This is a genomic window from Gracilibacillus salinarum, from assembly GCF_022919575.1.
In the GTDB taxonomy this organism is placed as follows: Bacteria; Bacillota; Bacilli; order Bacillales; family Amphibacillaceae; genus Gracilibacillus; species Gracilibacillus salinarum.
The window spans coordinates 4,264,093-4,277,196 of sequence record NZ_CP095071.1 but is presented as its reverse complement, the minus strand read 5'-3'; the positions used below and the strand labels follow the sequence as shown (position 1 = coordinate 4,277,196).

Below are 13,104 nucleotides of genomic sequence, written 5' to 3'. Positions count from 1 at the left end.
GTTTCATGAAGCAGCAAGAAAAGCTTTGGACGAAAGATTTTTTATTTGTATCCAGTGCCAATTTTTTCTTATATTTGGTGTTTTATTTATTACTAGTAACCATGACGGTATATGCTGTCGATGCTTTTGGCGTCAGCGAAAGTCAGGCAGGCCTTGTCACTGGCATATTCATTGTTGGTACCCTCATCGGGCGTCTCTTTATTGGCCGGATGATTTCTACCGTGGGAAATAAAAAGATGCTCTATGGTGGATTACTATTTTTTATTATCACTTCCGCATTTTATTTTGTACAATTAGGGATTGTCTTCCTGCTGGTAACACGCTTTTTGCATGGGATCGCATTAGGTATGGCAAGTACTGCAACAGGTACCATTGTGGCAGAAGTCATTCCTTCCAAACGAAAAGGCGAAGGAATCAGTTACTACAGTATGAGTATCACGCTCGCTACGGCAATTGGTCCGTTTATCGGTTTATATATGAGTCATCATACCAGTTTTCAAATGATATTCCGTTTCTGTCTCGTATTAGGAATTATTAGCTTTTTGCTTTCGCTATTCCTTCATATTCCGGAAGTCAAAAAAGAAACAACAACGAAAGAAACGAAGAAATTATCTTTATCGCAATTAATTGAAATAAAAGCATTACCGATCGCAGCGATTGTCCTGATTGTTTCCTTTTGTTATGCCAGTATTCTTTCGTTTATTAATTTTTATGCAATCGAAATTGACTTGGTCAATGCAGCCAGTCTGTTTTTCGTATTTTATGCGGTAGCTATTTTGGTCTCTCGTCCTTTCACTGGACGTTTAATGGATGAAAAAGGGGCAAATGCCGTCATGTATCCTGCATTTCTCCTGTTCGGCATTGGCTTGTTGTTGTTAAGTACAGCACAAAACAGTTTTATGCTATTATTCTCAGGAGTATTGATTGGCTTAGGATTTGGTAATATGCAATCTGTTACACAGGCAATTGCGGTCAAATCCACGACTCCTCAACAGATTGGCTTAGCAACTTCTACGTATTTTATAGCGCTGGATGCCGGCTTGGGTTTCGGTCCTTACTTACTGGGCATTATCATCCCGTTTACTGGTTACCAATACTTGTACATTATTTTGGGAATACTTGTCCTCCTTACTCTGCCGCTTTATTTTGTGATGCATGGTAAAAAAGATAAAAAATCCCTATCCAATGCTAGCTTAACTTAAAGGAAAGAGGGATACTCAATGAGTAACCCTCTTTTTTAATTCTGTTTAGTGCATGTTTTGCTGTGGTGCTTTCGCATACGCTTGCACCATAATATTCATATCTTGCTCTTTTAACTGTGGAATCTGGTAATAGCCATTTTTGTTTTGGTACAAGAATAACTCATAGCTCATCTCGATCAGGTTCGGAATACTGTCTGCCAGTATTCTTCGCAATACCGGATGGTTCATTTCAGCAGCTGCAGTCGTAAATCCAGAGGATGCTGCTTTAATTTGTCCTAACATAAACGAAGAATAGCATTCATCTGTTAATTGATTGACTGCCATTTTCGGCTGTTTCGGTTGACCTGCCTTCACCCCATAAGTAACCTCGTTACTTTGTTGCATCTTGTATTGCTGTGTTGGTACTTGCGGATCCTGTCCAGATTGAAAGGTATCCACAATCGTATTATACATTTGCAACATAAACGATGTCTGACGCTGAAGAATACCCTTTAGCTCTTGGCATTGAATATTTTGATCATATAATTGATACTGTTCAATTGCACCAATCAGACAACCAATCACTTCATGTGCATCAAATAACTCATGTGCACCATGATTATGAGTAGCTGTTTGATTCATCAAGTCTTGTGGCATTTGCATTCCATTTTGCGTTTGATTTTGATTTTGCATATTGTAGCCCTCCTTTGGAAAAGTCATATTTAGATTCTCCTCGGAGGTAATAATTATGTGCTACAATTTCATCTATCTTTTCTCATTATTTTGACAGCCAGACTAACATCTCACCTGGTGTCCGATTTGCCCAACAAAAGTATGGAACAAGTGTAATTAAATCTGATTCAAATGTTTCTTGTTCATCTATTCGATATAATTGATGATCCCAATCACTGGAGTATGCCTTTCTCAGACCGTTTACTTTTATTACCCCAACTCCTCCCAATACCTCAGGAGCAAAATGATAATCGAAATTACTGTCCTTGGGGATCCTCAACAAATGTAAGTCTTTGCCATTATCGACTTCTTCCGCACAATAAATGATAGGACCTCTTTGAATGGCTACCTTATGCTGATTAGACCTCACTTTTGGATTCGCTGTCCACTTCTGAATGGTCATATCTAATTCAACCGTGACTTCATCTCCGTTCTTCCAGCTTCTATGCAGGATGACATACCCGTTTTCCAAGTTACCTTCCCATTTTTGTCCATTCACATAAATATTGCTTGTCTTCGACCAGTATGGGATTCTTAAGGCTAAACCAAATTCAGTTTCCTTAATTGTATCAATTGTAAATATATTCATTCCATCCCATGGATAATTAGTTTTTTGATCTATTTTTATCGGGTTTTGATTTATTTCAAAGGTTGTATTATTCGTTATATATAAATTAGTGTATATCACATCGTCATGAATAGTATAAATGTATTTATTCAACGACGTTAATAATCTTGCCAGGTTCGGTGGACAACAAGCACAGCCAAACCATTCCGGACGTGTCACTTTGACATGGCTCTTGCCAGGATCTTTTTCGCTGTATTCCGGTTTTACTTCTAACGGATTTACATAAAAGAAATGTTTGCCATCTAATGCCATACCACTTATTACAGAATTGTAAAGTGCTCGTTCTAATGTATCTGCATATCGCCCATTTGCTTCATTTTTTAACATATTATATGCAAAAAAGATAAGTCCTACTGACGCACATGTTTCACAATACATCGTATCATTAGGCAAATCATAATCAGCTGTAAAAGCTTCCCCATTGACTGTTGAGCCAATGCCACCTGTAATATACATTCTTTTTTCTACGATGTTATTCCAGAGTCTTCTGCAAGCTGTTAACATTTCATCATCATTACTTAAATGAGCTAGATCTGCCATCGCCGTACACATATAAACAAGCCTTACCGCATGTCCTTCTGCCGTATCTTGTTCTAAGATTGGCTTATGCGCTTGATAATAGCTCAGCGGAAACTTACTCATTCCTTCAATAACTGGTCTTTCGCTGTTGTCTTCCTCTTTTTGTTTGGCAAAAAAAGTAGTATCTTGACCACGTTCATACAGAAAGAACTGACTTAGTTGCAAATAGTTCTCTTCCCCTGTTACCTCATATAATTTTGCTAAGGCAATTTCAATTTCTTCATGGCCATCGTAGCCTTTTATTTTGCCTTCTTCATAACCAAAATGATTATCAATACAGTATGCTAAACGACACGCGATACGTAATGCTTTCTCATTGTTTGTTGCCTTGTAGTAGGCAATAGCAGCTTCAATATAGTGACCTGCACAATATAATTCATGACTCTCCGCTAACATCTTAAATCTTCTTTCTGGTTCCTCTATGGAGAAATAGGTATTTAAATAGCCGTCTTTTTCTTGTGCACGTTCTAATAAATCGATAACACTGTCAGCCAGCTCTTTTAATTTCTCATCATATTTATATTGTAAAGAATACGCAACTGCTTCCAGCCATTTGTACACATCACTGTCTTGAAACACCCATCCATAATGGTTGCCTTCTTCCAGTCCTGCTGCAATTTTAAAATTTTCAATTGCGTGACTTTTTTCAGATGGTATCGTTTCGTCATTTCGCTCTTTTTCAATAGTAATGTCTGCTTGATCATTAAGTACTTTCCATTGATAAGGTATCATTTCTGTTCTAACCGTTTCTATATAATGAGACCAAAATTTATCTGTTATGTTTACACTATGTTGAGACACATGTTGCTCCGTCAAAATAAACATCCTCTCTTTTTTCTGTTAGCTTGTCTGATTAGCGGTTAAATACTGTCTTATTTTGTCTTCTTGTTTTTCATAAGGGCGGTAGAATATCATTGGAATAACTCCTAGTGCAAAAATAATAGCGGGCAACCAAATAAAAATAAACTGAATACCTAATAATGAAGCTTCTGTTTGTACTTCATTCGGGACATAACCTACCGCATTCAGGATAAGGGAAGGAATAAAGCCGCCCAACCCTGAACCCGCTTTTATACAAAAGGCACTTCCAATTGCTGTTAGAAATCCGCTTGCACGAAGACCGGTTTTCCATTCTCCATAATCTACTGTGTCTGACAGCATCGCAAATGGCATAGAGCAAGCAATACCTGAACCAATATTACCTATAATCCAACCTATAATAATAATGCTCAATACTTCTCCACCAGTAAACATGATAACTTGACCTATTGCTGCTAGTGCAAAACCAAGGATAGTTGTTGTATATTTGTTACTAAACTTCACTATAAACGGAATGACCATCATACCTAATACTTGAATAACAGAAATACCATTAATCAATGGAACGAGTCCTTTATCGCCAATATTATATTCAAAATAGTATACAAGCGTAGAGGTACGTACTGTTAGCGCTATCCAAAAAATCAAATTAGCTGCCACAACTAGTACCCATGGCCAATTTCCTTTTACTGCCTTGATACTTTGTTTCATTGGCAATTTCTTTATTTTGGTGGTATTTATTTCTCTTAAATCCGAGAAGGCAATAAGAAACATTATAATTGCAATCACAGCAGCTAGAGCCACAGTAATTGTGAAACCCTTTTGTTCATTTCCTCCTCCAAAATATGCAACTAGAGGCAGAGTAAATGTTACTGCTGCAAAATTCCCTATATTGCCACCAACCATACGAAAAGAATTTAATATAACACGTTCATTCGGATCTCTTGACAGGTTAGGAAGAATTGCTGTGATAGGCGTAGAAATACCGGTGTAACAAATACCTGCCAAAATATATGTTGCTGCAGCATAAACAATTTTCCATGTTCCATCAAGGTCAGGAGTTGTAAACGTTAATACTGTAAAAAAAGCAAATGGAACACATAACCATAAGAAATAAGGTCTGCTTTGACCGTATTTAGACTTCGTATGATCAATGATAAACCCCCATATTGGTGCATCAATTGCATCTATAAGGCGAGTTAACAATAGCAAGGTTCCTGCAACTCCAACCGATAAACCAAAAACATCGGTATAAAAATATAGTAAATAACCTGTAATAATACAATAAAGAAGATTCCCTCCTGTGTCCGTCAATGAGTAACTGATCCGTCGATGAAAAGGTACTTTATCCGACAGCATGTTTTTATTTTCCATGATGTAAGCCTCCAATTTTCATGATGTCAGAAAACGTTTTCTTTTGATTCAAAAAACTAACTTAGACATAATACGTATTATGAAGCTAACGATTCGTTAACTTGATATACATATTGTAAGCGCTGTTCTTCGTGATGAAAACAGTCATTTTTGTAGTTTTGGTGGCTTTTTCCGATAATTGAGCTGAATTTAGTTTTAGATAAAGTTAAATCCTATTTTATTAACCAGTCTATTGCCAAAGTATTATACTTGATTAATCAATATATATTAGTATACTATCAAATCAGGCTATCACATGGTGGAAAAAAACGACTTATGGTTAATAAAGTTAGACTTTGATCAGTGGGGGTTTTTGCCCCCACTGATCATTAGCAGAAATTATCAGGGCGTTAGCGTCTATCTACTCCCACTTAGCTTCGTCGTAGTACTCGTAGCTTGAAGTGGGAATCTTACAGACGGTTAGCACCGTGATCAAAACTACTTTTTTCAGTTTGGAGGTTATGTTTACATGGATATGCTCTGGAAAATTAACATTGAAAGGCCTGTTGCCTATTTCAAATCAGGCCAATTTGTTAGTAATCATGGCTGGAAACATAAGGAAATGAAACTAACTAAAGATTTTGAAATTATCATCGGAGTTCATAAATCTATATTTATTCAAATAGAAGATAAACAATTTGAATTACAGCACGGTGACGTATTACTGATACCACCTGGATTACAATATTTTGGCTATCATCCTTCTGAAAATGAGGCTAGTTTTTTCTGGTTGCATTTTTTTCCACGATCAGAGACAGACAGGTATCCAACAGACAAGTTTATTAATCACCTAATAGGGTCTCTTATCGATCATCATAGAGAGTCCATTAATAATGCATCGTTTCTTCCTGATTTTTTTTCGTTAAAATATACAAATAAGCCATTTATATTAATGAATCAAATATTAGATATAGCTAATAATTCTTATTACAGTACCTATGCAGTAGATTATCTCGTAACTGAAATGCTTATTGAACTTACCGAACAATTCAGTAAACGTTTTTTGCAATCGTATACAGATCAGTATGAAAACACACATAAATTTAACCAAATCCTCGAGTGGATTCGTGTAAATATCTACGAGGATATACATGTAAAAGATGTTGCTGATACTTTTTCAATGAATGCAGATCATTTAACAAGGGTTTTTAAAAAGAATATCGGCATGAGTACGATCAAATATATCAATACGATAAAACTGAACAAAGCGAAAGAATTACTATGTACAACTAATAAGACAATTAAGGAGATATCCTATCAATTAAACTTCAAGGAAGATAAGTACTTTATGAAATTATTTAAGAATTACGAAGGAATGACACCAAGCCAATTTCGAGATGCCTATACGAATACTTATATAAACACTCTTTCTGTAGATCCCGACATTCCTGTTCCTGACCATTTAAACTTTGAATAAAGGAAGAAATAAAAAGCCAAAAACTCATTTATCTTTTCTTAGGATTAGTTGTAAATTGAAGGTTTAGGAATTCTCCATTACAATTAATGGATACGTCTATCACAATTATTAGACGACAATGTATTGTATTTTAGAGGTGATCAAATGATTAGCAATGACAACTACAGAAAGGAACGACGAGATGCTGCTGAGAATCGTCATCGAATCTTAGAAGTAGCCTATCGCCTTTTTTCCCAACATAATATAGAAAAAGTAAGCATGAATCAAATTGCTAAAGAAGCCGGAATTGGCGCCGGTACACTCTATCGTAGATATAATAATAAAGGTGAAGTGTGTCTTGATCTAATTAAAGACAATTTTTGTGGTTTTTTGGAAGAAGTTCATCTGTATTTAGCATCACACCAGCATGAATTGGCCAGCTATCGATTTAAAGGAGTACTTCCATTATTTATCCGTTTTAAAGAAAGCAAAGCTTCCTTACTAAAAGGTGTCGAGAAATCGAGCACAAGTAACCGTCATATCATCACAAGTCCATTGTATAACGAATTACACCAAGTAATGGTCGGACTCTTTGATGAGATGAATCAATCGGAATTTAGAGTTGATAACAGTACATTTAGAGCGGATATGGTATTATTAGCTTTTTCAAGTGATTCCTACTTATTTCAACGTGAAGTACGCGGCCTGTCATCAGACGAATTCTTAGATCATATACATACCACGTTTTTATATAAGTAATAAAGTGGGAGTTTTTGACCCCCACTGATCATCAGCGAAACTTATCAGGGTGTTAGCGGCTGTTAGCTCCCACTTAGCTTTTTTGTGATACTCGAAGCGTGAAATGGGAGTCTTACAGACGGTTAGCACCGTGATCAAATGTAAAAAAATTACTTATGATACGATTATGTAATGCTAGCAGCTTAGTGGTGTTTTGAAATGTTTCATGTGCAGGGATACCACTTCGCGTCCTGCGGGGCACGGCTAAAGCCGTCCCCACAGGACGCGAATCACATTTCCGTATATTAGTTTAAAAGATAAAATACACCAAAATAACCATCTTCAATGCACCCTTTGACAATCCACATTTAGGAACTCAGCTTCATATTCAATATAATTACTGCAGTGACTGCACTGTTTTACTTTTTCACCTCAGAACAAAAACGTTCCAGTCTGTTTCTAATCCGTATTATAAATCAGCTTCGTACTACTCATGCTTCATGACCACTAAAAGCACTAAAAAAATAATAGGAGATGTACAAAAAAACAATAACAAAACCGGTAACCATTGAAAAATGACGTACACATACACAAAGCTGATGATTCCAATCGAAAGCGATAAAATCGGATGAGCTGTCATAATGCGTGCAGCAGCAGTGAAAATCTTCGCATCAAAGGTTGGAACGAGTACACAAACATACAACGTATAAATAAAACCGATAAAGGCGATCAAAAGAAAAATACTGCTTAGCATCTGATGCTGATAAGCGGCAGCATACCAGAAATCAACAAGTAAAATACCTAAAGCCACAGCCAACATCCAGCCTATTCTCATACTTTTTTTATAATTCTGTCTGTATGCCCAGATAAAATCCTTCACAAGATGAAACTCTTCCTTTGCAAGAAATCCTTTTACAACAGTACTTAACGCAGTCGTTGAAGGAATGAAAAGATAAGGCATACTTAATAACAGCAAAACAATAAGCGTTACGATTACTTCCATTTTTTCTGCTAACAATAAATTGACGAACAGAAACAATATCGGAATATTGAGTGCCAGCCAGATCAAATTAGAAAAGGCAAACCGGGCAATCCATTCTGCCATCACATAAAAACGGCCCATCAAACCTGCCGGTTGCATAAACATCCCCTCACTTATCTCGAAAAAATATGAATCGTTTGTCCTTGTGATAAATTCACATGGAGCATCTGTTGACCACTAGCAGTAATGGTAGCTCCATCCGTCCACTCAAAACGATCTGCAAAATCAGGCATAACCACCTGGATATCTGTTGGTCTCGTAGCGGTGATGGAAACAGAGAAATGACGTTCCCTTTGATTCCACTGAAAACTGCATGTACCTGTACAGAAATGAAAATCTGTCACTTTTCCGCATTCCCATGTCACTGGCAATGCGGGTAATAGCTTAATTGTATGTTGAGAAACAAATAGTAACATTTCTTGTATCGCGTTAACAACGCCGAGATTCGCATCCATTTGAACCGGTGCAGTATTTATATCCATTGTCAGTCCCATTTCACGCCAATCATTATGAAGCGTATATAAATTAGGCAACAAACAAGAGCGCATCAAATGCTCCAGGCTTTTCAAAGCATGTTCTGACTCCTCAAGCCTTGCATATATACAAGCCATATGAGCAAACGACCAGCCTGTCTGCGCTCCCAGCTTACGATTTTGTACTGCTTGGCGACCGGCTTGAAATAAGTCCGTTCCCTGTTCATATCCCGGAAAAATAGGATACAGATGGGAAAGATGACGATGCTGTTCGTTTTCTTCAAATCTGTCATCCATCCATTCACGAATGGCTCCCGTTTCAGTAAATAGATAAGGAGGTATTCTTTCCAACATTTCCTTCCAAATCGGTAACTCATCTCGGTAGACATCCATCTCCTGACACGCCGTCACTAAATTTGTTAACAATTCTTTCAGCACAGCAAAGTCCATCGTTGCATTCATCGCAGTCGGCATAGGGTGAGCTACTGGCTCACTCGTATCCGGCATAAAATTAGCAGGTGTATTCTCCGGTGAAACAGAAGGATAATAGCGATAATAACCATCTTCTACAACCAGAAAATCTTGATAAAATAGCGCTACTTCTTTCATAAATGGTAATGCTTTATCCTTAAAAAAGACCTCATCACCACTGAACTGATAGTATTGGTAAAAATGCTGCGCTAACCAGCCAGCTCCTGCTGTCCAGTTCATAATGACTGGTAAAATCTGGTTTGGAGTCCCAATATCAGGTGTCGTGCCTGCAGGGATATAAATACCTCGACAGCCATACAATTTTTTCGCATTATCACGAAAGTCATCGATCAAACGCAGATAGTAATCGGCAAGCGCTTGGTTATATCCAGTTAACCCACCAACATTAACATGCCAATACATCATCTGAATATTTTCATTCGCCATTCGATGACTCCACATTAAGCGATAATCACCATGCCAGAGACCATACATCGAGAATGGCTGACCACTTTCACTCGTACCAGATATAAATAAATAACGGCCATAGGCCCACAGTTTTTCATAAAGCTTCTGTGGCGCTTCCTGTTGATAAGCTTGTAATAGCAATGCTTCATTTGACTCATGGGTGTTTTGCGTGCTTAGTGTAAAATCAGAGGAAAAAAACAACGGCTGATAAACTGCTAAATGTTCCTGCAATAATGCGTCATACAGATGCTGTCCTGTGATTAACTGTTCACCGAGGTCATGCCACTGTTCCAAATAGTTATCTGTATCTGCAAACACTTTAATCAGCACGACAACCTCATCCGCATTCTGACAGGTTATGCTTTGACCATGACTGTTGCTCGTTCCTTGTTTCGTTTGGACAAAAGCAACTGCTCCATACGTATTTCCTTTATCATTGGTTGCTTTAAAATAGATAAACGGTTCCTTTGATTCAATCACAGCAGAAGCGGAAACTTCGTCGTATCTATCTTTCAGATGCACAGAATCAGTAGGATGCAAAGAAAAGCCTATTTCTGCATTTACAGCGTTTGACCGATCGGCGGTTATTCGATAAACTACAACATCCTCTGCATGTGAAACAAATAACTCTCTTACATATGTCGTACTTTCTTCTTTCCATGTCACTGCAATTTCACCAGTTGTCATATTCAGTCCTCGTCTGTATTGCGTAAACCCCTGTTCATTATCCATTTTGACGGTCAGATCGATCAATGGCAGGGGACTTTGTAACGTTGAATGATAGCCTGTTTGCTTCAATTCGTTCGTCAGATGCCAGTTAGCTTCTTCAAAAGCCTCTTTATCCATCATGGCGCGTGTTTCTTCCAACGTATGGCTTAGATCCGGAAGTTTTCCTTTCTCACCCAAATGCCAAAGCCTGCTATGATTTAATAAAATGGTTTCAGTATGAATTGCACCATATACTGCCGCTCCAATCTCACCATTACCGGCGGGCAGTGCTTCTCGCCATTTATTGCGCCACCATGAAGCTGGATAATCGAGAATCAATTTGTGTCGATCCGCAATTTCTTCAAACAAAGCAGTACCTCCTATCTCCGTTAAATATATGGAAGAAATCCTTCCGCTTCGACTTTCCACTGACCATTATCAGGAAAACCTGGATAATCTTTATTCCCGGCGCCATCCCAACCAGCTACCATCATAGCTATTGCGATAAGCAAGCCACCATTTCCCGGCAGGTAAGCTGTCAGACCTTTGCGTTGATAATTATGACCATTTGTCAAATGGGTATTTTTGATCGCATCTAATAACAGAAAGTCTACAGCAAGCTCGCTTTCCCCTAATCTTGCTGCGGTCATCGCACACATCGGAAAATCCCATCCCCATGCTGTTTCCCATTGCCATTCTTCTTTAACTTTCATTAAAGTATTACGCATCCATTCTTTGTTAATCATCGTTCCCGGCAGAATACCGTAGGCGGCTACCATTGATGGATGATCATGATTTTTCTCAGTGAAGGTATCTTCACAATCCTGATGGGCTAAGTAGATACCATCAAGTTCTCTTGGCTTTTGCAAATGGTTGGCAACCTCCAGCCATTTCTCCTCTACCGTGACGCCCAGTCGATTCGCCCAGGCCAGCGCGGTTTCCAATCCGTATTTCCAATATTCCACTTCATAAGGTGGATTAATAGAATCCTCCATCCGATGACATTCCTGCGCGGGAATTAGTGGTGGTCCTAGTACATAGCATGCTTGCTCGCTATCCCATACCGCGAAATCAGCCATAAATGTTGCAGTCTGAAAAACAATTTCCTTGTATTTTTCAAGTATCGCCGGATCACGATCAGCACGATAGAGCAATTCTGCCAGCATAATTGGATGAGGCTGCTGCCAAATCAATCCTGGTGCTACTGGCGAAGGACTTTGCTTTCCATCTACCCCCACCATTTTTGGCCATCTCGCCCCCAAATAACCTTGCTGTGAAGCAATGTCTTTAGCAATCGGCAAAATATGTTGATACCAGGATAAACTTCTGTCTAATCGTTCTGCTCTGCCCCAAAGCGGAAAATGAGCGGCATGCCACCAGTGCATTTCTAAATGCGCTTTTCCAAACCAGCTGTTATACATTAAGCCTGTTTCCTGTGGGGGTATAGAACCGCTGCTATGGATGGCAGTTAAATATTGTGAAAGGATTACCCTGCGCTCTAATTCCATGGCACGTTGATCCGAGCTGCCTTCAAAGGAAACAAATGCACCCGATTCCCAGAAATCAGCCCAATAGCCAGCCGATTGTTCCGCAATCTCATCAAAGCTTAGCATCTCAGCAGTTTCTTTCGAATGAAAGGTAACCGCAAAACTATAAGTCTCTTGCGATCGTGGAGGTGTAACCTGAAAGAGATGTGGTTCAACTCGCTCACAATCCCCTCCATTCTTCTGCCAATGGACAAAATAGTCTTCATCATCCATTACTCGTTGTAACACTACTCGATCCTTTGAATGAAGCAGCTCTTCTGTTTGATGACGGTCAGGGTTATCCCACGTCAGCTTCGTTGCTTTTGACCAATTATTATCCACTACATCAGGCGAAGGGAATGCTAGCTTTACTTTAACTTTTCCTTCTGAAAGCAAAGTTGAAGTAATCTGCACACCAATCGTATCTGTATGTGAAGCACAAATCGTTTTCACCTCCACTCGGTGATCGTGAATAACATATGAACTCGTAATGATACCAGACCACAAATCCAGTTCCTGATTAATATTATGAATGTCCTTAGCAGCAATAGGCTGGTCCTGATCATCCAAAAATTCAAACCCTAGTTGTCCTAATTGGATACGATGCGGATTTTGACGATGCCAGTGGTAGGCTTCCGCATGTTTCTCCGGTTTCATCGGGTATGGTACTTTATGTCCGTAATGATCAAATTCCTGATACTCCATATCCGCGACCGTAAATCGCTGTTTTCCACCAGTAGAATGCCATCCCCAATTGGATTGTGTTCCTAATGGTGTATCATATAGCCCGGGAAATGATTGCAATCCAGTAAAATCGACACTAAAACCTAATTCACTATTCCCAATGGACAATGGAGATAACCACTCGACACCTCTTATTTTCGGATTATGCTTCTGTACAATACGTTTTCTATCCAAGTTCATATCCTC

At 38.6% G+C, this 13,104-nt stretch carries 9 protein-coding genes; 3 read left to right on the top strand and 6 right to left on the bottom strand.

Features of this window, described 5'->3' with window-relative positions; genetic code table 11:
* The first annotated feature begins 5 nt into the window (after positions 1–5).
* Complete coding sequence (locus MUN87_RS20000; protein WP_244743385.1) at positions 6–1,202, top strand: MFS transporter; 1,197 nt, start codon at positions 6–8, stop codon at positions 1,200–1,202.
* 45 nt (positions 1,203–1,247) lie between these two features.
* Here the strand turns inward: MUN87_RS20000 and MUN87_RS19995 are convergent, their stop codons facing one another.
* The 3 genes from MUN87_RS19995 to MUN87_RS19985 form a co-directional block, all read right to left on the bottom strand.
* Positions 1,248–1,874: a spore coat protein gene (locus tag MUN87_RS19995; protein WP_244743383.1), complete on the bottom strand. Its 627-nt coding sequence runs from the start codon at positions 1,872–1,874 to the stop codon at positions 1,248–1,250.
* A gap of 85 nt (positions 1,875–1,959) precedes the next feature.
* The gene (locus MUN87_RS19990) at positions 1,960–3,936 is read right to left on the bottom strand and encodes a glycoside hydrolase family 127 protein (RefSeq protein ID WP_244743381.1); all 1,977 of its coding nucleotides are present in this window, start codon (positions 3,934–3,936) and stop codon (positions 1,960–1,962) included.
* Between the two features lie 24 nt (positions 3,937–3,960).
* Positions 3,961–5,313: a glycoside-pentoside-hexuronide (GPH):cation symporter gene (locus tag MUN87_RS19985; protein ID WP_244743379.1), complete on the bottom strand. Its 1,353-nt coding sequence runs from the start codon at positions 5,311–5,313 to the stop codon at positions 3,961–3,963.
* Positions 5,314–5,821: 508 nt separating this feature from the next.
* On the opposite strand from MUN87_RS19985, the gene MUN87_RS19980 reads away from it, so the two are divergent.
* Complete coding sequence (locus MUN87_RS19980; protein WP_244743377.1) at positions 5,822–6,769, top strand: helix-turn-helix transcriptional regulator; 948 nt, start codon at positions 5,822–5,824, stop codon at positions 6,767–6,769.
* A gap of 144 nt (positions 6,770–6,913) precedes the next feature.
* Complete coding sequence (locus tag MUN87_RS19975; RefSeq protein ID WP_244743375.1) at positions 6,914–7,507, top strand: TetR/AcrR family transcriptional regulator; 594 nt, start codon at positions 6,914–6,916, stop codon at positions 7,505–7,507.
* Positions 7,508–7,973: 466 nt separating this feature from the next.
* Here the strand turns inward: MUN87_RS19975 and MUN87_RS19970 are convergent, their stop codons facing one another.
* Genes MUN87_RS19970 through MUN87_RS19960 form a run of 3 tightly spaced genes read right to left on the bottom strand, consistent with a single transcriptional unit; the run spans position 7,974 to position 13,098 of the window.
* Positions 7,974–8,627, bottom strand: coding sequence for a DUF624 domain-containing protein (locus tag MUN87_RS19970; protein ID WP_244743374.1), 654 nt, complete (start codon positions 8,625–8,627; stop codon positions 7,974–7,976).
* 14 nt (positions 8,628–8,641) lie between these two features.
* A complete protein-coding gene (locus tag MUN87_RS19965) occupies positions 8,642–11,017 on the bottom strand; it encodes a glycosyl hydrolase family 95 catalytic domain-containing protein (protein ID WP_244743372.1) in 2,376 nt (791 codons plus the stop codon).
* A 20-nt stretch (positions 11,018–11,037) separates the two neighbouring features.
* Positions 11,038–13,098, bottom strand: a complete 2,061-nt coding sequence (locus MUN87_RS19960) for a glycoside hydrolase family 65 (RefSeq protein WP_244743370.1) — start codon at positions 13,096–13,098, stop codon at positions 11,038–11,040.
* Between the last annotated feature and the right edge of the window lie 6 nt (positions 13,099–13,104).

Bases quoted from the DNA above. Each gene is read 5' to 3' on its own strand.
- MUN87_RS19975 (WP_244743375.1), top strand. From the start codon at position 6,914: ATGATTAGCAATGACAACTACAGAAAGGAACGACGAGATGCTGCTGAG.
- MUN87_RS19980 (WP_244743377.1), top strand. From the start codon at position 5,822: ATGGATATGCTCTGGAAAATTAACATTGAAAGGCCTGTTGCCTATTTC.
- MUN87_RS20000 (WP_244743385.1), top strand. From the start codon at position 6: ATGAAGCAGCAAGAAAAGCTTTGGACGAAAGATTTTTTATTTGTATCC.
- MUN87_RS19970 (WP_244743374.1), bottom strand. From the start codon at position 8,627: ATGCAACCGGCAGGTTTGATGGGCCGTTTTTATGTGATGGCAGAATGG.
- MUN87_RS19960 (WP_244743370.1), bottom strand. From the start codon at position 13,098: ATGAACTTGGATAGAAAACGTATTGTACAGAAGCATAATCCGAAAATA.
- MUN87_RS19995 (WP_244743383.1), bottom strand. From the start codon at position 1,874: ATGCAAAATCAAAATCAAACGCAAAATGGAATGCAAATGCCACAAGAC.
- MUN87_RS19985 (WP_244743379.1), bottom strand. From the start codon at position 5,313: ATGGAAAATAAAAACATGCTGTCGGATAAAGTACCTTTTCATCGACGG.